Here is a 20,084-nt window from a genome sequence, read left to right as displayed (position 1 = left end):
TAGCAGCTATAAGAAACAAGATGATTTTTTTTCCTTTATTTTACGTAAATTTGCAGGCTAAATTCAGAGATTGATTATGAAGATATCATACAATTGGTTAAAACAATTTTTACAAACAGACTGGGAGGCTGAAAAGACAGGTGAATTACTTACTGATTTAGGTCTTGAAGTTGAAGGTATAGAGAAGGTTGAAAGTATAAAAGGTAGTTTACAAGGTGTAGTTGTTGGTGAAGTAAAAACATGTATTAAACACCCTAACGCAGATAAACTAAAAATTACTACGGTAGATTTAGGAAATGGTAGTCCTGTACAAATTGTTTGTGGAGCGCCGAATGTAGATGCTGGTCAAAAAGTACCTGTTGCAACTGTCGGTACCATGTTGTATGATGATAAAGGTGAAGGCTTTAAGATAAAGAAAGGAAAGATTAGAGGAGAAGAAAGTCACGGAATGATTTGTGCCGAAGACGAATTAGGTCTAGGGAAAAGTCATGACGGTATTATGATTTTAGACGAAAGTTTAGCTCCTGGTACACCTTGTTCTGATGTGTTTAATATTGAAATAGACTATGTTTTTGAAATAGGGTTAACACCAAACCGTTCTGATGCAATGAGCCATTATGGTGTTGCACGTGATTTACGCGCAGGATTAATTCAACAAGGAACAAATATAGAATTAATATCTCCTTCTGTTTCTGATTTTCATGTTGACGAGCGTATTCTTAAAATAGATATTGAAGTAGAAGATAAAGAATTAGTACCACGTTATTGTGGAATTACGATTACCGATGTTGAAGTTAAAGATTCACCAGAGTGGATTCAAAATCGATTAAAAGCAATAGGTTTAGCTCCTAAAAATAACATTGTAGACATTACTAACTATGTGTTACATGAATTAGGACAACCATTACATGCTTTTGATGCTTCTAAAATTAGAGGAGGAAAAGTAGTAGTGAAAACCTTAGAAGAAGGAACTAAGTTTACTACCTTAGATGATGTAGAAAGAGAACTATCTTCTGAAGATATAATGATTTGTGACGCTGATAACAAACCATTATGTATAGGTGGTGTTTTTGGAGGAGCAAATTCTGGAGTTACTGAAAGCACGCATACTATTTTCTTAGAAAGTGCCTATTTTAATCCTGTATCTGTTCGTAAAACAGCAAAGCGTCATGGATTAAATACAGATGCTTCTTTCCGTTTTGAAAGAGGAATCGATATTAATACAACAAAATATGCTTTAAAGCGTGCAGCTTTATTAATTGAAGAGTATGCTGGAGGAAAAATGTCGTCAGATATTTTAGATTTTTATCCTGTAAAGCTTGAAGATTTTGAAGTGTTCTTATCATTTGAAAATGCGTATAAATTAATAGGTCAAGAAATTCCTAAAGAAACTATTAAAAAGATTTTAGCTTCTTTAGATATTAAAATCAATAGTGTTACAGAAGCAGGTTTAGGATTGGTAGTACCATCTTATAGAACCGATGTGCAACGTGAGGCAGATATTATTGAAGAAATTTTACGTGTTTACGGGTATAATAATGTTGAGTTTTCTCATAAGTTAAACACCTCTATTTCTTTTGATAGTGATATCAATGTAAAAGTAGAAAACATTGTAGCAGATCAACTATCATCACTAGGGTTCAACGAAACTATGGCAAATTCGTTAACGAAAGCTGATTATATTGAGTTATCTGATAGCTTAAACGCTGACTTTAATGTTGAAATGCTTAATCCGTTAAGTAACGATTTAAAGGTAATGCGTCAGTCATTATTATTTAGCGGGTTAGAGTCTGTTGCTTACAACATCAATAGAAAACAAAATTCACTAAAGTTTTATGAGTTTGGTAAAACCTATCATAAATACGAAAGTGGATATCAAGAAGATAAACACTTAACCTTATTTGTTACAGGAAACAGAACGCAAGATAGCTGGAAAGTAGCTTCGCAAGCGTCAGATTTCTTTTATGTAAAAGGTATTGTTACAGCTTTGTTAAGTCGTTTAGGAATAGATAACTTAAAAACTACACCAACAAAATCAGATGTGTTTTCTGAAGGAATTACCTTAAGTTTAGGAAAAATGAAGTTGGTGGAGTTAGGAGTTGTGAAAAGAGCGATTTTAAAAGAATTTTCTATTAAGCAAGAAGTATTATTTGCTGATTTTAACTGGCAAACTATTTTAGGTCTAGTAGGTAATAAGAAAATAAAAGTAACAGAATTGCCTAAATTCCCAGCGGTAAAACGTGATTTAGCATTGTTATTAGACAATAAAGTAGAGTTTAAAGATATTTACAACTTGGCATTTCAATCAGAAAGAAAATTGCTGAAAGAAGTAGATTTGTTTGATGTATATGAAGGAGATAAATTACCTGAAGGTAAAAAGTCGTATGCGGTTAGTTTTGTATTACAAGATGAAAACAAAACGTTAGAAGACAAACAAATAGATAAAATAATGCAGAAACTACAGCAAACATTCGAAAAGAATTTAGACGCTGTATTACGATAATTCAGAAGCTCCATTTTTGGAGCTTTTTTTATATTTAATAAACGAAAGATTATAATTAAAACCGATGTACAAATTACTTATTCGCCCAATATTCTTCCTTTTTGATCCAGAAAAGATTCACCATTTTACTTTTTCGCTAGTTAAATTTTTATCAAAAATACCAGGTGTTCCATCTATTTTTAGAGGAATGTATCAAGTAAACGATAAAAAATTAGAACGAAATTTATTTGGTTTAACTTTTAAAAATCCTGTAGGATTAGCAGCAGGGTTTGACAAAAATGCAGTGTTGTACAATGAACTGGCTAATTTTGGATTTGGTTTTGTTGAAATAGGTACCGTAACACCAAAAGGTCAAGTAGGAAACCCTAAAAAACGCTTATTCCGTTTAAAAGATGATAAAGGAATTATCAACCGAATGGGTTTTAATAATGAAGGTTTAGAAGAAGCAATTGAACAATTAAAAAAGAATAAAGGAAAAATAATTATTGGTGGAAATATTGGTAAGAATACGAATACAGCTCCTGAAAATTATACTGAAGACTATGTAGCTTGTTTTAAAGGATTACATCCATATGTAGATTATTTTGTATTGAATGTAAGTTGTCCAAATGTATCTAGTCATGCAAAACTTGAAGATGCTGATTATTTAAAGGAACTAATTACTGAAGTTCAAAAGTTAAACAACGCTGAAGCACAACAAAAACCCATTTTATTAAAGATTGCGCCAGACTTAAATAATCAACAGTTAGATGAAATTATTGAATTAGTTGCTGAAACAAAGATCGATGGAGTGATAGCGTCGAATACTTCAGTAAATAGAGATAATTTAAAAGCTTCTAAAGAGCGTTTACAAGAAATAGGTAATGGAGGAGTAAGCGGACAACCAGTTAAAGATAGAAGTACGAGGGTGATTAAGTATTTAGCAGATAATTCTAATAAAGCATTTCCTATAATTGGAGTAGGAGGTATCCATTCTGAAAAAGATGCTTTAGAAAAGCTTAAAGCAGGTGCAGACTTAGTACAAATTTACACAGGTTTTATCTACGAAGGACCAAGTTTGGTAAAGAGAATCAATAAGGCTATTTTAGCTAAAAATTGATTATGAGAAAAATTAAAGACAAGGAAAGGAAGTTAATTAAATCAATAGTTAGCGATAAAAAAGAAATACCAAATTTAGTAAAAGATTTAAATGATGGAGAAATGAGAAGCATTTCTTTTGATTTGAAAAATGAGTTTGAAAGATTTGAAAGTATTTTTAAAGCAGAGTATATTGATAGTGACAAAATATTAGTAGATATTGAGTTGACTGTAAATGAAAGAGGGGATTTGTATGAATTAGATTTTTTTAAAGTTGATTTTGGTAAATTAATTACATATCCAACATTTAATAAATTAAAAATCAAATAACTTATATAAATGCTAGAAACCCTTATTTCTTTTGTCTTTGCTACCGCTACCTTAGCTATTTCTCCTGGGCCAGATAATATTTTTGTATTAACCCAGAGTATTGTAAATGGAAAAAAATACGGATTGGCTACGGTTGCAGGTTTAATGACAGGATGTATTATTCATACAACTTTGGTAGCTTTTGGAGTTTCAGAAATCATAAAACAAAATCCCAATTTATTTTTTATTATTAAGTTATTTGGAGCAGGATATTTACTGTACTTAGCTTTTCAAGTGTATAAAAGTGATGCTAATATTGCTTTTTCAACAGAAAATGTACAGAAAAAATCAACACTACAATTATTCAAAACAGGTTTTTGGATGAATGTGCTAAACCCCAAGGTTACAATTTTCTTTTTGGCGTTTTTCCCACAGTTTTTGTTTTCTGACACCTTGTCAAACGTTGTTCAGTTTTATGTATTAGGAGGTCTGTTTATACTAACGTCATTTTTTATATTTTCTTCAATAGCTATTTTAGCAGGAAAAATTTCTGATTACATCAAACAGCACAATAAAGTAGGAGTGTACCTGAAATGGGCTCAGATTGTCATTTTTGTAGGTATTGCTCTGTTAATTTTGGTTTAACACCAGCCTTTTCTAATTAATAATTGTTCAATATGTGCATAATGATGGTTACAATGCCAAGCATAAACACCAATATTTTCCTTTAAGCCTACTTCTTCATTACCATCTGGATGGATAAACGATTTGTTTAAGTCATCCTGAGTTAACCCTTTCATGAAGTAAACCCATTTGGCATGTAATGCTTTTAGAGTATCTAACGAAAGTTGAATAGGAGCAGTTTTAGAATCAAATAATTCAGCCCAACGATCTTCAAAATAAGCCTTTATAACTGGTTTATCTTCTGTCAAAGCCCATTTAAAGCGAGTATAAGAATTATGATGACTATCAGCACAGTGATGTATCACTTGCCTAATTGTCCAACCTTCTTCTCTGTACGGAGTATCTAATTGTTCTTCGGATAAATCAGAAACTAACTTGTTTAGTCTTTTTGGGAAGTCTTCTATGGTTTCAATCCATTTAGCAATATTTTCAGAAGAAATATTGTTTGGTATCTCAGGTTTGCCAATAGGATATTTTAACTTTTCCATTATTCTTCTTTTTTAGAAGTAAGTTTTTCTAAAGAGCGTTTTGAGGTTCTGTTTTCAGGGTTAATAGCTAATGCTTTTCTGTAGTATTCAATAGCTTTTACAGTATCTTTCATTTTAGCATAAGCGTCACCAGTGCTATCATAAGTATTGGAGCTATTAGGATATAACTCAATGTTTATTTTAAAAACATTAATAGCATCTTCGTATTCATTATTTCTAAGGTACTGATAACCTAATCTATTTAAGTTTCTTTCTCTAATTACAGGAGTTAAGCTATCTTTTTCTTTAATAGCTTTATACCCTTCTAAAGCAGCTTTAAAATTGCCTTCAGCTAAGTACTCACTAGGTGTTTTTTCTCCTTTTCTTAATTTATTGAAAACATATTTTTCTCCCTCATGTTCTCTCTTTTCAGCTAATTCTATTTTATTCTCAGCAATGTTAAAAATTAGTTTTTCGTTTAGTTCTCGAACATAAAAGGAAGTATCATCAACCTTTAAGGGTTCTAAATCTTGATTACGCCATTTTAAGAGTAGTTTTTTGTCTTCATCAAAAGTAACTTCTATAATTTCATCAGCATTAAAATAATAACGTCCAGCGGCTTTTTCTATAAACTCAGTTGTATTTGTCTTAGAAGTACAGCTAATAATTAAAAGTAATAAAGGGAGGAACAAAAATTTAGTTTTCATTTCTTGATTAGTTTTAGTTGATAAGATATGTATATGACGAATGATATCAAAAATAGTTACAAATTAAATCAAACATAGTTTTTATTGGCATAAGAATTGACTTATAGTTAAGACGATAAACATTTAGTTGTTTTTATCTTTTTGTTTATCAGTGTTTTACGGTTTTAAAAAAGTGGTATTCCTTTTTAAAAATATTTAAGAGTGCCACTATGACAGAATATATAAGATATGAGCAAATCAAAAATATTACATTTAGACAATTTGTCGCTTCAAGATGTTTTTAATGAAGATTCAGAATTAATCCCTTTATTAACGCCAGAGGACGAAGAATTAATAAATCAAGAAAGCATTCCTGAAGAGTTACCAATTCTTCCTTTACGAAATACGGTGCTGTTTCCTGGTGTAGTAATTCCTATTACGGCGGGTAGAGATAAGTCTATTCAACTTATTAAAGATGCTAACAAAGGAGATAAGGTTGTTGGAGTAGTTGCACAAAAGGATAGTGAAGTAGAAGATCCAGGAATAGATGATATTTATCAAACAGGTGTGGTTGCACAAATATTACGTGTGTTAAAAATGCCTGATGGTAATACAACGGTTATTATTCAAGGAAAAAAGCGTTTTGAAATTGAGGAAGTTATTCAAGAAGAGCCTTATTTAAAAGCAAAAGTAAAAGAAGCGGTAGACGAAAGAGAAATTGATGATCAAAAAGAGTTTGATGCAATTATCGATTCTATCAAAGACTTAGCTTTAGAGGTAATCAAAGAAAATCCGATGTTGCCATCAGAAGCGTCATTTGCAATTAAAAATATTCAATCAAGTTCATTTTTGGTGAATTTTATTTCATCAAATATGGAACTAAGTGTATCGCAAAAACAGGTATTGTTAGAGAAAGACAACTTAAAAGAGCGTGCGTTATTAACTTTAAAAAATTTAGATAAAGAGCTTCAAAAGCTACAATTACGTAACGATATTCAATCTAAAACACGTTCAGATTTAGATAAGCAGCAAAGAGAATATTATTTGCATCAGCAATTAAAAACGATACAAGATGAGCTAGGAGGAGTTTCTCATGAGCAAGAGCTTGATGAAATGCGTTTAAAAGCGAAGTCTAAAAAATGGAGTAAAGAAGTTGCTGAAACTTTTGAAAAAGAGTTAAGTCGTTTAAAACGTATGAACCCTCAAATGGCTGAGTTTGGCATTCAACGTAATTATTTAGAGTTGATGTTAGAGTTACCTTGGAATGAGTTTTCTAAAGATAAATTTGATTTAAAAAGAGCTCAAAAAATCTTAGACAGAGATCATTTTGGGTTAGAAGAGGTAAAAGAACGTATTATTGAGCATTTAGCAGTTTTAAAGCTTCGTGGAGACATGAAATCACCTATTATATGTTTATACGGTCCTCCAGGTGTTGGTAAAACATCATTAGGAAAATCGGTAGCAGAGGCTTTAGGACGTAAGTATGTTCGTATGTCGTTAGGTGGTTTACGCGATGAGGCTGAGATACGTGGTCACCGTAAAACCTACATTGGTGCAATGCCAGGGCGTTTAATTCAGAATATTAAAAAGGCAGGAACTTCCAATCCAGTTTTTGTATTAGATGAAATTGATAAATTAGGGCAAAGTCATCAAGGAGATCCTTCATCAGCGATGTTAGAAGTATTAGATCCTGAGCAAAATACTCATTTCTATGATAATTATTTAGAAGTAGGGTACGATCTTTCTAAGGTATTGTTTATTGCTACTGCTAATAATATCAATCAAATTCCTTGGGCATTACGTGATCGTATGGAAATAATCAATGTTACAGGATATACGATTGAAGAAAAAGTAGAAATAGCCAAGAAATACTTGTTTCCGAAACAATTAACAGAACACGGATTATCAAAAGAACATTTGATAGTTGGTAAAAAACAGATAGAGAAGATTGTTGAAGGATATACTCGCGAATCTGGAGTTCGTGGTTTAGAAAAACAAGTAGCAAAAGTGGTTCGTTTTGTAGCAAAATCTATAGCTATGGAAGAAGAGTACAATGTTACGCTTACTAGCGAGGATATTGAAGCTATTTTAGGACCCGCTCGTTTAGAACGCGATAAGTATGAAAATAACGATGTTGCAGGTGTAGTTACTGGTTTAGCCTGGACAAGTGTTGGAGGAGACATTTTGTTTATAGAATCTATTCTTTCTAAAGGAAAAGGAAACCTTTCTATTACAGGTAATTTGGGTACGGTAATGAAGGAGTCTTCAACAATTGCAATGAAGTATATTAAATCAAATGCTGAAGAGTTTGGAATTAACCCTGAAGTATTAGATAAATACGATGTACATATTCACGTGCCAGAAGGTGCAACGCCAAAAGATGGACCAAGCGCTGGTATAACCATGTTAACATCGTTGGTATCGGTATTTACACAACGAAGGGTTAAAAATAAATTAGCAATGACTGGTGAAATTACACTTAGAGGAAAAGTATTGCCAGTAGGAGGAATTAAAGAGAAAATATTAGCTGCTAAGAGAGCTAACATTAAAGAAATAATTCTTTGTGCCGATAATAAAAGAGATATTGATGAAATAAAGGAAAGTTACTTAAAAGGATTAACCTTCCATTATGTAACAGATATGAGTGAGGTAATTGATATTGCACTTACCAAGCAAAAAGTTAAGAATGCTAAAAAGTTAGTATAATCTATTAAAAAAAAGCCGCTTATTTCTTATATAAGCGGCTTCTGATTTTATCTCACAAAATCATCACCTGGTTGAACAAATGGTTGACACCAGCAAGATACCATAGGAGGTGTTCCTATACATACATATCTCGTATGCGGAGGGCATTGTATTAAACCTCCATTAATTTCTCTTTGTTCTAATTTATTTAAAACATTTCCTAATTTTGAAATAGATTTTAACATAATTAATCAGTTTTAGTTATTAGTTTTTAATGATCAAAGTCTTCAGGTAACTCAACAACATATTCTGGTTCACACCAACATCTTATCCAGTTACATTTTAAATAAGTTCCTCTAGGGCAAACAATTTGTCCTCCATTAACTTCTCTTTGTTCTGTTTTGTTTAAAACGTTTCCTAGGTTTGAAATAGATTTTAACATGGTTAATTAATTTTAATTTTCCTTACTCTATTGTATGCTTTTCAGGTTCCGCATTTAAGAAATTTCTCATACAAATATTGCAGGTTTTAGGCCTTATAAGAAGTTTATACAGTTACTATTTAAGAAAAAAACGGGTACTATTTTTAAAAAATAGCACTCTTGTTTTTATGTTATTTTACTAGCTGTTAGTGTTTTAGTTTTGTTTTTGGTGCGTGAATATGTTAAAAGACAAATTGATGGATAAAAAAAATAACTTTACTTAAACTAAAATTAAAAACTTATGAAACGTTTATCTATTGAGTTGTTAAGAGAGTATAAATTAACACAAGAAGAAAAGTTTAAAATATTTGCAGGAGACCCAATTGCAAAACCAAACACAGAAGTATTTGGTGGACCTGATACAGATGGAGAAGAAGATTGTTTACCTCCAATTCCAGGGGATACTAGTAAAGATAAATGTTATCAATATGAGTACTTTAAAGTTTAAAGTTAAAGAATAAATAGTATCATAACGCCTTATCAATTTTTTCTATAAATTGATAAGGCGTTATTCCCACATGTTTTTTAAATATTCTAGTAAATGATTTTGCGTTTTTATATCCTGCTAATTCTCCAATAGCTTGAGTAGTATATGACCTAACTTTTTTATTATTACTTAATGCTTCAATAATATAATTAATACGTAATTCGTTTGTATAATCATTAAAGCTCATTTTTTTATAATCTTTAATAATTTTTGAAAGGTAGGTGGTGTTTGTTCCAATTTTTTTAGCAGCATTATATAAATTAAATTCTTCTTTTAAAAAGTATTCTTTTTCTTCAATCTTTAATAGGCCTTTAATAATTTGTTCGTGCTGTTCGCCTTTTATTTTTATATCATTAGAAGTCGAAAAAGGTTTTTGGGTTAGTTCTTCTTTTTTTGAAATTTTTGCTAATAATTCATCTAATTTTTCATTAGCTTTTCTTTTTTCTTTAGAGTTTTTAACAACTAGGAAACTAATAATTAAAAGAATGAGGACTAGTATTATAAAAATTGTTTTGTAATAAAAACTTTTGTTAGCAATGTATTCTTTTAACTCCTTTAATTCTTTTATTTTTTTATCAAGATCAATCTTGTAAGCTCCATTAATTTGCTGTTTTTTTCTTGAAGTAAGTTTACTATAATCAATAATAAAAGTGTTTAAATGATATTTAGCAGAGTCTATTTTATTTTGTTTAGAATGAATTTTAGAAAGGTAATAATGTGTGTGTAAATAATTGTAATCTAGAATAGTATCTTTTTTAATTTTTAAAACCTTTAGAAAGTTCTTTTTTGCTTTGTTTAGGTTATCAGACATGTAATAATTATAGGCATTATTATAATAACCTTTATATAAGTATGATTGTGATTTACTTTTTTCAAAGAATTCTAAACTTTTTTCAAGCAAAGAACTGGCTTTAAAGTATTCTTCTTTTAAGGTATAAATTGTCCCCTTACCATAATAAACTTTACCAGTGTAATAGTTATTAAGATTGAATTCTTTTGTTTTTAATATGGAATTATAGTAATGTAAAGAAGAGTCTGCGAATTGATGCTTTTTTTTGTCACTTTTATATAAAGTAGCGTAAATAGCAGCAATGTTAAACATTCTTTTATACTTATTTTCATAATATTTATTAGAAAGAGCTTCTTTATTTATTTCTATAAGTTCAAGAGCTTCTTTAGCTTTATTAAGAGCTTTATCAAGCTCTCCCATATCTTGATAAATAAGAGCTATGTTACCTTTAATTTTAATAGTTCGTTCAATATCATTTGCCAGTAAAGCATAATTTTCAGCAGTAATATAATCTTGTAATGCAGGTTTAATTAAGCCTTTTCTTTTGTTAGAGTTTCCTAGTAAGATATAAATATCAAACAGAATAGGGTAGTTATTGGTTGTTTTTAAAATACTTGGAAGGTACTTATTAATGCTATCAAGGTAGAAAGAAACGTTTAAAGATTCTTTTTCTCTAATTTTTAAATATTCAGAAGCAGCATACCCAAATGTTTTATAAGGAATGCTTGTGCTTTTTTGTAGTTTATCCATAAAAAACAGAGTGCTGTCTATTCCTGTTTCTTTATTTAGATAAAATTTTTGTTTAAATTTTTTAAGATCATTTTCGCTGTACTGATTTGTTTGAGAAAATACTTTTGAGAAAGTAATTATGAGTACAATAGACAAAGCTTTTTTTAACATGATTTTTTCGAGGGATAAAAAATTAATGTTTACGCAAAATAAAAAAAATATAAATGTTAATTGTTTAAAAGTTAGCTAACTATGCAGTATAGAAGGAAAAATATTTTGAAGAGAAATTATAGTACTGAGTTTTATAAAAGAAATAATGAGTAATTAATACTTTTTATAAGTATAAGTCGTTGTTGTTTTAGTTATATTTAAAAAATTAAAATTTAATCAAACTTTAAACCCTTAAATTTATGAAAAGACTTCTTTTTTTAACCGCGTTTTTATGTTCTGTTGTATCGTATTCACAGATTGAATTTATAGAGACTACTAAAACAGAAATTGTTGGTAAAATTGAATATGTGTATTTAGAAAAAATAGGTAACGAAGCTTATAATTTATATTATAAGAATATTAACGATCCTATACATGAATATGTTCATTTTTCTTTTAAAAACCTTGATAATGATGTAGAAAAGCTATATCAAATAATTGTAAAAGGTTTTGAAGAAAATCCAAGAGATCCATATAAAATAAAAGCTAATGGAGATGTTATTTGGTTAAAATATACTAAGGAAGATGGAGTTGTAAGATTACAAATTCAGCAGTATGTAAGTAGAGATCCAGATATTATGACAGTTTCAAAATTACTTACATTTAATGATGTAAATAGATTATTTAATAAGTAGTATACTTCTTATAAAACATAAAAAAAAGCAGCTTTTAAAGCTGCTTTTTTATTTTAATACTATTTTATTAATTCTTAGCTTTATTTTTAAAAGCATCAAATTTATTTGTTGTTTGCTTTGGCCAGCTATTGTTAGAAGTATCAATATCAGCTGTTTCTAGATCAGGATCTACAACAAAGCTTTTAATTTCTTTTGAAGATGTAAATACTCTAAACACTTGATGCTCATTTTTATTCCATATTTGAGCAGGAAAAGTTTGACGCTCTTTTGTTCCGTCAGCATAAGTCATTTCAACAATAATAGGCATTACTAATCCACCAGGTTTTTCGAACTCTACTTGATAGATATATTGAGGTAATTCTTTTAAGCTAGCTTTTTTATCTTTTGGTAAACTATTGATATATGCTTCTACTTCAGACTTATCAGCATCATTTTTATCAGTAGTTAAGTATACTAATTTTCCTAATTGTGCAAAGTAAGAAGGGTATTGTGCTTGTAATTTCTTTGTTTCTTCATTAGGCTTGTTAGTTAGGTATAAAGGCTTCACTTCTTTAATACCTATATCAGTATAATCAGTTGTGTAGAACCAACCTCTCCAGAACCAATCTAAATCCATACCTGAAGCGTCTTCCATAGTTCTAAAGAAATCAGCTGGAGTTGGGTGCTTGAACATCCATCTTTTTGAATAAGTTCTAAAAGCATAATCAAATAAATCAGGTCCCATAATGGTTTGGCGCAACATGTATAAACCAGCAGCTGGCTTTGTGTATGCATTAGGGCCGAAATTATGTACATAATCACCTTGAGACATTATAGGACTTAATTTACTTTGATCTAAGCTCATATAACGAACAATGTCTTTTGGTAAGTTACCTGTATTAAAGTTTGGATCGTAATCTAATTCAGCTAAAATTTCTACAAAAGAGTTTAATCCTTCATCCATCCAAGTCCACTGACGCTCATCAGAGTTCACAATCATAGGGAAGAAGTTATGACCAACCTCATGAGTAATTACTCCAATCATTCCATTTTTAACTCTATCAGAATACGTTCCATCAGGATTTGGACGTCCGTAGTTAAAGCAAATCATAGGATATTCCATTCCTTGACGTTTTGCGTGTACAGAAATAGCTTTAGAATATGGATAATCAAAAGTCATTTTAGAGTACTCTTCTAAAGTATTAGCAACAACACGAGTTGAATGCTCTTCCCATAAAGGATTTCCTTCTTTTGGATATAATGAAATAGCCATTACATCTTTTCCGTTGATGTTTACTGCCATTGCATCCCAAATATATTTTCTTGACGAAGCAAAAGCAAAGTCACGAACTTTGTTTGCTCTAAAATGCCAAGTTTTAGTTTTTGTAGTTCCTTCTTTCTCGTTTGCTTCAGCTTCAGCCTGTGTTACAATAAATACAGGGTTTTTATACGATTTTCTAGCTTTTTCAAAACGCTTGCGTTGTTCTTTTGTTAAGACTTCTTTTTCGTTTTGTAATTCACCAGTAGCCTCTAAAATATGATCAGCAGGAACTGTAATTTTTACATCGTAATCACCAAATTCTAAAGCCCATTCACTACGACCCCAGAATTGCATGTTTTGCCATCCTTCAACATTGTTGTACACACATAATCTTGGGAAAAATTGAGCAATGGTGTAGTTTTTATTTCCGTCAGGGAAAGACTCAAAACCAGAACGCCCACCATCTTCAACAGAATTGTTGATTAAGTAATTCCATTTTATTTTGAATTTAAAAACTTCACCTGGAGCCAATGGTTTAGGTAAATTAATACGCATCATTGTACGATTAATAGTGTGAGATAAATCTCTACCATCAGCATATTTTACAGCTTCTATTTTAAAACCAAAATCTTTTGGTTTATCCATGTTTTCAGCTACAAATTTATCTGGAGTTTGAAAATTACTAGCACTTTTAGATTGAGCTAATGGAGATTTAGAATCTGGAGCTCGCATATTTTGATCTAGCTGTAACCATAAATATTCTAAATGGTCCTTAGAATTATTATGGTATGTAATATCTTCTTCACCATAAAGTTTGTTAGCAGCTTCATCTAAACGTAAATCCATTATATAATCAACTTTTTGTTGCGTATATGCATGGCCAGGAGCACCAGAAGCAGTGCGTTGATCGTTTGGAGTTGCTAGTACATCTTTTAACTGTCGGAATTTGTTTTGGTCTGTATGACCTTGTTGATGCTCTTTTTTAGGTGCCTCTTGGGCGAATAAAGAAGCCGATACAAATAGTGCTGAAAATAGTAGCGTAGAATATCTTCTCATTATATGCTTATTAGTTTTTTTGAATAAATAAGCGGAAAGTTAATGAAAACTTATTATTAAGAAAGCGTGAATGTTAAAATTTTAACAAACCTTTATCATTAGTGCTAGATAAAAATAAACTTTTTCGTTTTTTATTGACAGTGGCTTTTATCAAATTTTGTTGATCAGGAAAGTGGTCTACTAAAATATTGTTTTCTATTTTTATTGATTTTGGTAGCGAAACATTTTCAATCTCTAAATAAAAGTAAACAATATCTCCATCATATTCTTTACCAATAAATTTGTATGAGGTTTCTTTGTTGTTGATAATTACTTTAAAGTGTTGTTGTAAGTATTTATAAAAGTAGTCATCAATATTAGCAAGTTGATTTTTTGAAGCTATTTGTAAATTGGTATTGTAGTCTTTATTAATAGCTAATTCTATATCATCCATAAAAACATTCATAATCATTTGAATACTTTTAGAGTCTTCTTTGTATTCTATTTCAGTTAAGGCAACATAGTATTTATGCAGAGTAAATGATAGCAACGGAAGTACTAAAAGAATGATAATAACTTTTTTCATGAGGTAGTTTAAAACAATTATTGCGCCAAATTACTGTTTTTTGATAATTTCTAAATAACTAGTGTGTTCTTTTCTTAAAATTTTAATAACCTCTAACACTTCACTATTTTGATATAGTTTTTCGATACCTAATGGGTTACAGTATTCAAGAAAATGATAATAATTATTCACAGGGATTTTTAGTTCGACAAAAAAGAAATCTTCTCCTAATTCACTTAATAGTTTAGCTGGTAAATTTTCTTTAAAAGCCAATTCTTTGCGGAGCATTTGTATTTTTTTTGAGTCTTTTACAGGAAATGTATTGGTGGTACCAAATCCTTCAAAATCTTTAGTAGGGTCAACTCTAACTATATTTGGTTTTACATGCAAACTTATATGATCATCAGAAGTGTAATTATCGTAATTTACTTTAGAGAAGTCAGTAGCATTACTAGCAATTTCTGAATTTTTATCACGTTTTACTTTTCGTAAATCTTTAGTGAGTTCTCCTGATAGCTCATTGTTTCTCAATAAAATTTCGTCTAACTCGTAATCTTGTTTTTCTAAAGTAGTTCTTTTTCGATAGGTGTTAAAGTCTTCTTTGGTTAGTGTTTCAAAAATAGTTTTATATCCGATAGAGGTATATCTGATTGAATCATTTGGTTTTGCAAAAATTCGATACTCTCCATTTTCGTTAGAAAATGTAGCTTGATTTGTAGAAAAATTAACAATATGAGCGTTTTCTAAAACACCATTTTCATCATAAACAATTCCGAAAAGTGTTTTTCGTTCTTCTTGTGAGAACGCTACTTGTGATAAAAGAAGTAAGGCTATAAAAAATCGCTTCATAATGGTAAGTATTGTAGGTTAGTGCTTACTTATAAAGATACAAAATATTTTAAAATCAATAATTTAAATTCTTATCTACTATTGTTAATTTGGTTTGTAATTTTGTGGGTTTAACTTTTTAAATTCTTCAGATTTTAATTTTAAGAATGAAATCATAGTTATTTCATCAGCTAATAGTGAAGGATAAAAATTATTAGAGTTTTCAATAAAGTAGATGAATCTTGTAAGGTCTTCATGTATAATTTTTAATTCATGCAGTATATAAACTCGATAATTGTTGCGTATATGTTGTATTCTCTTTTCTGTATCCTCAATGGCTTTTTCTTTTTTTAGCTTTTTGAGCCTACCTGATATGGAGTTAATAATATAATCTGTTGAAAAAATAAAACCGAAACCTTCAAGTTTTAAGGGGCGTCCACCCATTCCTGTGTATAAACGTCTTTCAGCGGGAGTTAGAATCCTTGATCCAGCATTAGGGAGTTTTAGGGTTTCAGCATTAATTTCTTTTTCAGTTTTAATATGTTTAGTGTCAGAAGAAATATATCCAAGTAAGTTGTGTTCTTTTATAGTTACTTCATCTAGCTCTATTGTTACTTTTTTAAGTTCAATTTTGTTTTCTTGTATGCTAAAATGTTTTGATTCTACCTTGAAAATTTTAGATTCATAACCAATGAAAGAGATTTGTAAAGAGTCGTTTGCTTTAGCTAAAATCCTAAATTCACCATTATCATTCGTAAAAGTACCTTGTTTGGTATTTAAATTGATTATATGAGTATTTGATACAGTACCAATTTCATCATAAATTGAGGCATATAAAAAAGTTCTTCGTTCTTGGGATAGAACTTTAATAGATGAAGTAAAACATAGTATGATTAATAATTTCTTCATTCTTTTTCATGAATAATGTTTAAATAACTGATACTTTCTTTTCGTAAAACATCAATTACTTTAAAAATGTTCCCATCTCTGTATAACTTTTCGATGCCTTTAGAATTACAGTATTCTAAAAAATGTAAGTATTTGTCTTTAGGAATTTTTAATTCTTGAAAAAAGAAGTAACTTCCAAATTCAGAGAGTAGTATTTTAGGAAGTTTTTCTTTATAGCTGATTTCTTTTCTTACTTTTCTTTTGTTTTCAGAATATTTATCTTTTCCCAAGCTAACTCCACCACCAATGCCTGCAAATTTAGCTGTCGGATCAGTCGTTTTTCTAGCATTGGGTGCTTTCATTCTATCAATTTCATCAATAGGCATAATAACAGGGGCTTGAAAATTAATCATAGAAAAATCGATAGCCTTTTTAGCTTTATCCATCCCAATATCTTTAGGAGTTTGTTTAGCATCTATAGCAATAGAACCTATTAAGTTATGTTTTTTCACTTCTATTTCATCTAGTTCAATAGCTATTTTTTTAAGTTTTATTTTATGTTCTTCAATTCCAAAATGGGTCGTTTCAACTTTAATGATTTTCGTTTCGTAGCCTACGAATGAGATTTGTAAAGAATCATTTGGTTTTGCTAAAATCCTAAATCCTCCATTATCATTAGTAAAAGTACCTTGTTTCGTATTTAAATTGATGATATGCGCATTGGGTACAGATGCTATTTCATCGTGGACAGATGCATATAAGAATTTTCGTTTTTCTTGTGCAGTTATTTGTAAGGTAAGTAATAAAAGTAAAGTGATGGGTAGTTGTTTGATCATGCAATTATTTTTGAGTGAGTCTTATATGTTCATTTTCTAATAGGTAAGGAGAGTGTTTACTGTTTTCAATTAAAACGGAAGTTAATTCAAGAACTTTGTCTTTTCTATACAGATTGATAATACCTTTTGAAATACAACTTTCTAAAAATGAATTAATATGTTCTTCTTTAATTTTTAGTTGTCTTATAAAAAAGCCATCTGTATAATGTTTTCGGATGTTAGCTATGTTTTGATCTTCTACTTTTAGTTTTTTAAGTAATTTTTTCTTTTTATTATTTCCATTAAGGGCATTTACAAGTCCAGAGAGCCCTATAGTTATTCCCGATTCAATTTTTACTGTTTTATCATCTTTGGGTTTTACATTGGCATAGGGGAGTTTTAAGGTCTTTGCATTAACAACCGGAGCATTAGCAAGAATATCTTGATCAATTTCTAAAATATTTTTTTGTTTTTCCAATACAACTTCATCAAGCATATGTGTTTTACTATCAACATAAATAACTATGTTTTTAGCTTTTATATTTTCTTTACTAACTGTAATTTCCTTGTACTCTAAGTTTAGATGAGAAATTAATAGGATGTTATTTTCTTCTGCCAAAATTTCAAACTGTCCGTTTTCGTTAGAAATAGCTCCGAGAGCTAATTTTTTGTTGATGATGTGAACATCTTGCGTAGGAATACTATCAATAAAAACAGTTCCTTTGATAATTTTAGTAGGATTTTGTGCATAAACTACACAAGAAAATATAGTAAAAAAAATAAGTAAAAAGTTTCTCATATCACAAATAAACCACCTACTTGTCTTAAAAATGTTTTAATGACATGGTAAATTTTTGTTAATTTGAAAAACAAAAGCACTAATTGTTCTTTCAAAATTTAGTGCTGATACTAAGAATAATAGCATTTATAACAAATGAAAAAACTTATCGTAGCAAGTACATCTACAGTACACGGAAGTGGATATTTAGCATATATATTACCAACGTTGACAGACTTTTTTAAAGAAGTATCTACAATTTTATTTATTCCGTATGCACGCGCAAGTGGTAAAACGTATGATGAGTATACTGAAATAGCTCGAAATGCTTTTGCTACTATTGATAAAGAAGTAGTAGGGATACATGAGTTTGACAATCCGAAGGAAGCTGTTTTACAAGCTGAAGCAATTTTTACAGGAGGAGGTAATACGTTTGAACTGGTAAACCAATTATATAAAAATGATATACTTCCAGATTTAACAACGGCAGTTGAAAATGGAACTCCGTATTTAGGTACCAGTGCAGGTAGTAATATTTGTGGGGTAACTATGATGAATACTAACGATATGCCTATTATGTATCCGCCAAGTTTTAAAACCTTAGGGTTTATTCCGTTTAACATCAATGCACATTATTTAGATCCGAACCCAGATTCTACGCATATGGGAGAAACTAGAGAAACTCGTATTAAAGAGTATCATATTTTTAACGAAACGTCTGTATTAGGATTACGTGAAGGTAGTTGGTTAGAAGTTAATGGAAATTCAATTGTATTACGAGGAAACTATACAGCGCGTTTATTTCAACAAAACAAAGAAGCTGTAGAGTTAGAAAGTGATAAAGAAATTAGCCAGTATTTTTAATAAAGAAATCGAAATGTTTTTTGAGTAACGGACTTTTGTATGATGTGTAGGTAGTTATTTTGTTTTTTTTAACGCTTCTATTTCTTCAATGTAACTTATTCTGTCAGATTTCGAGATAGATTTATCATTATTAATGATCTCAATCGACCTATTAAGAAACTGAAGTCCTTTTTCATAATCTTTTCGAGTCATATAGATTTCTCCTATCCAACTGAAATAGCTAAAATCTTTAGGGTATTTTTCTATTGCTTTTAATAGAATTTCCAGCGTAAAATTTAGTTTTTTATCACCGTATATACTATCATAATCATTATAATATTCTGAGGCAATACTGTTGAAGAATAACTCAGACGGTTCTATTTTTAAATCTAATTCAGTTGATATTGATGTATATAAATCTTGAAAATCATTCCATGGCACTTTATTTTTCGATGACTTAGCAAGTTTAAAGCAAAGATCTATTCTTCTGCCATAATCTTTGAAAATTTGACTTAACGAATTACTTACGGTAACTCCTGGCGTAAGATCATGAGCAACTTTATGTTTGAAGTATTTCCATTCCAGGTTTTTAGGTAGTTCTTTAGAATTTAAATAGTGGTTTAAACTATCTACAGCTGATTCATGTAAGTCTCCGTATACTTTTTCTCCAACAGAAAAAAAGTAAAAGTATTTATTGGGGCTTGAAGAAATTTTGTTCAAAAAAGAGTCAAACTGTTTTTGCTGCACTTTATCTCCAAAGTCGAAATTAGAAACACTATTTGCTATTGTGCCATTAAAAAAATCAGGTTTCTTTGAAAGAGCATAAGAGGAAAAAATAGCCGTACGCGAATGCCCTATCAATAAATTAAAATTAGAAACAGGGTATTCTCTTTTCAATTTATCATTTAACTCTTTACTAATAAACAATATCAAATCATCCGCTTTTCCACCATTTTCATTGGGAACGGTCCATGAAATTCTATTTTTACGAGAAAAAGTAATGCCAACAATAATTGCTTTGGGCATCCATTGTAACGAGCTTAAATAGTCAATAGTTTGTAGATTGTATGTATAGTTATTATGTAGCTGCTTGTCTAGAAGATATATAATAGGATATTTTGTATTTATTTGATTCTTGAACTCTTTAGGTAAGGTTATCTCCAGATTTACAGAATCGTTTAATACTTCTGAATGCAAATTTATATTCAAAGGTTTTTCGTAAGAAGTGAATTCTTGAGCCTTTGCATAGTAGTTAATAATCAGTAGTAAAAAAAATATGAAACGTGTTTTCATTTATTATTTTCTAATATTAAGTCTTCGTTTAATTTGTTATAAAGTATTTTAAGTAA

The 20,084-nt window shown here is 29.9% G+C and carries 19 protein-coding genes; 8 read left to right on the top strand and 11 right to left on the bottom strand.

Going from position 1 to position 20,084, the window contains the following annotated elements; all coding sequences use genetic code 11:
* Positions 1-76: 76 nt before the first annotated feature.
* From pheT to N534_RS0108595, 4 genes are all read left to right on the top strand, one after another.
* Entirely contained in the window at positions 77-2,503 is a 2,427-nt protein-coding gene (gene pheT / locus N534_RS0108610) for a phenylalanine--tRNA ligase subunit beta (protein ID WP_028892101.1), read from the top strand.
* A gap of 64 nt (positions 2,504-2,567) precedes the next feature.
* On the top strand, positions 2,568-3,602 hold the full coding sequence (locus N534_RS0108605) for a quinone-dependent dihydroorotate dehydrogenase (RefSeq protein ID WP_028892100.1): 1,035 nt from the start codon (positions 2,568-2,570) through the stop codon (positions 3,600-3,602).
* Positions 3,603-3,604: 2 nt separating this feature from the next.
* On the top strand, positions 3,605-3,910 hold the full coding sequence (locus tag N534_RS14625) for a hypothetical protein (protein WP_038005794.1): 306 nt from the start codon (positions 3,605-3,607) through the stop codon (positions 3,908-3,910).
* A gap of 9 nt (positions 3,911-3,919) precedes the next feature.
* Positions 3,920-4,534 (top strand): LysE family translocator, encoded by a 615-nt coding sequence (locus N534_RS0108595; protein ID WP_028892099.1) that lies wholly within the window; start codon positions 3,920-3,922, stop codon positions 4,532-4,534.
* On the opposite strand, the gene N534_RS0108590 is transcribed toward N534_RS0108595, so the two are convergent.
* Both N534_RS0108590 and N534_RS0108585 read right to left on the bottom strand, forming a co-directional pair.
* Positions 4,531-5,061, bottom strand: coding sequence for a YfiT family bacillithiol transferase (locus N534_RS0108590; protein ID WP_038005792.1), 531 nt, complete (start codon positions 5,059-5,061; stop codon positions 4,531-4,533). The genes N534_RS0108595 and N534_RS0108590 overlap by 4 nt on opposite strands.
* A complete protein-coding gene (locus N534_RS0108585) occupies positions 5,061-5,747 on the bottom strand; it encodes a M48 family metallopeptidase (RefSeq protein ID WP_028892097.1) in 687 nt (228 codons plus the stop codon). The genes N534_RS0108590 and N534_RS0108585 overlap by 1 nt, the downstream gene beginning before the upstream one ends.
* Positions 5,748-5,975: 228 nt before the next feature.
* Here N534_RS0108585 and lon point away from each other — a divergent pair, with 228 nt between their 5' ends.
* Positions 5,976-8,432, top strand: coding sequence for an endopeptidase La (lon, locus tag N534_RS0108580; protein ID WP_028892096.1), 2,457 nt, complete (start codon positions 5,976-5,978; stop codon positions 8,430-8,432).
* Between the two features lie 250 nt (positions 8,433-8,682).
* Here the strand turns inward: lon and N534_RS15325 are convergent, their stop codons facing one another.
* Positions 8,683-8,853, bottom strand: a complete 171-nt coding sequence (locus N534_RS15325; RefSeq protein ID WP_156025583.1) for a hypothetical protein — start codon at positions 8,851-8,853, stop codon at positions 8,683-8,685.
* A gap of 280 nt (positions 8,854-9,133) precedes the next feature.
* Between N534_RS15325 and N534_RS0108565 the strand changes: the two genes are divergently transcribed.
* The gene (locus tag N534_RS0108565) at positions 9,134-9,340 is read left to right on the top strand and encodes a hypothetical protein (protein ID WP_028892095.1); all 207 of its coding nucleotides are present in this window, start codon (positions 9,134-9,136) and stop codon (positions 9,338-9,340) included.
* 19 nt (positions 9,341-9,359) lie between these two features.
* Here the strand turns inward: N534_RS0108565 and N534_RS0108560 are convergent, their stop codons facing one another.
* On the bottom strand, positions 9,360-10,919 hold the full coding sequence (locus tag N534_RS0108560; RefSeq protein WP_197017706.1) for a helix-turn-helix domain-containing protein: 1,560 nt from the start codon (positions 10,917-10,919) through the stop codon (positions 9,360-9,362).
* A 389-nt stretch (positions 10,920-11,308) separates the two neighbouring features.
* Between N534_RS0108560 and N534_RS14620 the strand changes: the two genes are divergently transcribed.
* On the top strand, positions 11,309-11,743 hold the full coding sequence (locus tag N534_RS14620) for a hypothetical protein (protein ID WP_051435880.1): 435 nt from the start codon (positions 11,309-11,311) through the stop codon (positions 11,741-11,743).
* Between the two features lie 67 nt (positions 11,744-11,810).
* Here N534_RS14620 and N534_RS0108550 read toward each other — a convergent pair whose 3' ends face one another.
* The 6 genes from N534_RS0108550 to N534_RS0108525 all read right to left on the bottom strand — a co-directional run bounded on the left by N534_RS0108550 (position 11,811) and on the right by N534_RS0108525 (position 17,913).
* Positions 11,811-14,039, bottom strand: a complete 2,229-nt coding sequence (locus N534_RS0108550) for a M1 family metallopeptidase (RefSeq protein WP_028892093.1) — start codon at positions 14,037-14,039, stop codon at positions 11,811-11,813.
* 73 nt (positions 14,040-14,112) lie between these two features.
* The gene (locus tag N534_RS0108545; protein ID WP_028892092.1) at positions 14,113-14,604 is read right to left on the bottom strand and encodes a DUF6702 family protein; all 492 of its coding nucleotides are present in this window, start codon (positions 14,602-14,604) and stop codon (positions 14,113-14,115) included.
* Between the two features lie 30 nt (positions 14,605-14,634).
* On the bottom strand, positions 14,635-15,432 hold the full coding sequence (locus tag N534_RS0108540) for a carboxypeptidase-like regulatory domain-containing protein (RefSeq protein WP_028892091.1): 798 nt from the start codon (positions 15,430-15,432) through the stop codon (positions 14,635-14,637).
* Positions 15,433-15,516: 84 nt separating this feature from the next.
* Entirely contained in the window at positions 15,517-16,320 is an 804-nt protein-coding gene (locus N534_RS0108535) for a carboxypeptidase-like regulatory domain-containing protein (RefSeq protein ID WP_028892090.1), read from the bottom strand.
* Positions 16,317-17,135, bottom strand: a complete 819-nt coding sequence (locus N534_RS0108530) for a carboxypeptidase-like regulatory domain-containing protein (protein ID WP_028892089.1) — start codon at positions 17,133-17,135, stop codon at positions 16,317-16,319. The genes N534_RS0108535 and N534_RS0108530 overlap by 4 nt, the downstream gene beginning before the upstream one ends.
* A 4-nt stretch (positions 17,136-17,139) precedes the next feature.
* Complete coding sequence (locus N534_RS0108525) at positions 17,140-17,913, bottom strand: carboxypeptidase-like regulatory domain-containing protein (protein ID WP_028892088.1); 774 nt, start codon at positions 17,911-17,913, stop codon at positions 17,140-17,142.
* A gap of 135 nt (positions 17,914-18,048) precedes the next feature.
* Between N534_RS0108525 and pepE the strand changes: the two genes are divergently transcribed.
* Positions 18,049-18,756: a dipeptidase PepE gene (gene pepE, locus N534_RS0108520; protein ID WP_028892087.1), complete on the top strand. Its 708-nt coding sequence runs from the start codon at positions 18,049-18,051 to the stop codon at positions 18,754-18,756.
* 54 nt (positions 18,757-18,810) lie between these two features.
* Here pepE and N534_RS0108515 read toward each other — a convergent pair whose 3' ends face one another.
* The gene (locus N534_RS0108515) at positions 18,811-20,028 is read right to left on the bottom strand and encodes an alpha/beta hydrolase-fold protein (RefSeq protein ID WP_028892086.1); all 1,218 of its coding nucleotides are present in this window, start codon (positions 20,026-20,028) and stop codon (positions 18,811-18,813) included.
* Positions 20,029-20,084 lie beyond the last annotated feature (56 nt).

The sequence above is a fragment of the Tenacibaculum sp. 47A_GOM-205m genome (genome assembly GCF_000518405.1).
Lineage (GTDB): Bacteria > Bacteroidota > Bacteroidia > Flavobacteriales > Flavobacteriaceae > Polaribacter > Polaribacter lutimaris.
This window is presented reverse-complemented; position numbering and strand designations above follow the sequence as displayed.

Coding starts and splice junctions, on each gene's coding strand:
- N534_RS0108530 (WP_028892089.1), bottom strand. CDS start 17,135: ATGATCAAACAACTACCCATCACTTTACTTTTATTACTTACCTTACAA.
- N534_RS14620 (WP_051435880.1), top strand. CDS start 11,309: ATGAAAAGACTTCTTTTTTTAACCGCGTTTTTATGTTCTGTTGTATCG.
- N534_RS0108595 (WP_028892099.1), top strand. CDS start 3,920: ATGCTAGAAACCCTTATTTCTTTTGTCTTTGCTACCGCTACCTTAGCT.
- N534_RS0108535 (WP_028892090.1), bottom strand. CDS start 16,320: ATGAAGAAATTATTAATCATACTATGTTTTACTTCATCTATTAAAGTT.
- N534_RS0108550 (WP_028892093.1), bottom strand. CDS start 14,039: ATGAGAAGATATTCTACGCTACTATTTTCAGCACTATTTGTATCGGCT.
- N534_RS0108545 (WP_028892092.1), bottom strand. CDS start 14,604: ATGAAAAAAGTTATTATCATTCTTTTAGTACTTCCGTTGCTATCATTT.
- N534_RS0108525 (WP_028892088.1), bottom strand. CDS start 17,913: ATGAGAAACTTTTTACTTATTTTTTTTACTATATTTTCTTGTGTAGTT.
- N534_RS0108560 (WP_197017706.1), bottom strand. CDS start 10,919: ATGGATAAACTACAAAAAAGCACAAGCATTCCTTATAAAACATTTGGG.
- N534_RS15325 (WP_156025583.1), bottom strand. CDS start 8,853: ATGTTAAAATCTATTTCAAACCTAGGAAACGTTTTAAACAAAACAGAA.
- pepE (WP_028892087.1), top strand. CDS start 18,049: ATGAAAAAACTTATCGTAGCAAGTACATCTACAGTACACGGAAGTGGA.
- N534_RS0108590 (WP_038005792.1), bottom strand. CDS start 5,061: ATGGAAAAGTTAAAATATCCTATTGGCAAACCTGAGATACCAAACAAT.
- N534_RS0108565 (WP_028892095.1), top strand. CDS start 9,134: ATGAAACGTTTATCTATTGAGTTGTTAAGAGAGTATAAATTAACACAA.
- N534_RS0108585 (WP_028892097.1), bottom strand. CDS start 5,747: ATGAAAACTAAATTTTTGTTCCTCCCTTTATTACTTTTAATTATTAGC.
- N534_RS0108540 (WP_028892091.1), bottom strand. CDS start 15,432: ATGAAGCGATTTTTTATAGCCTTACTTCTTTTATCACAAGTAGCGTTC.
- N534_RS0108605 (WP_028892100.1), top strand. CDS start 2,568: ATGTACAAATTACTTATTCGCCCAATATTCTTCCTTTTTGATCCAGAA.
- pheT (WP_028892101.1), top strand. CDS start 77: ATGAAGATATCATACAATTGGTTAAAACAATTTTTACAAACAGACTGG.
- N534_RS0108515 (WP_028892086.1), bottom strand. CDS start 20,028: ATGAAAACACGTTTCATATTTTTTTTACTACTGATTATTAACTACTAT.
- lon (WP_028892096.1), top strand. CDS start 5,976: ATGAGCAAATCAAAAATATTACATTTAGACAATTTGTCGCTTCAAGAT.
- N534_RS14625 (WP_038005794.1), top strand. CDS start 3,605: ATGAGAAAAATTAAAGACAAGGAAAGGAAGTTAATTAAATCAATAGTT.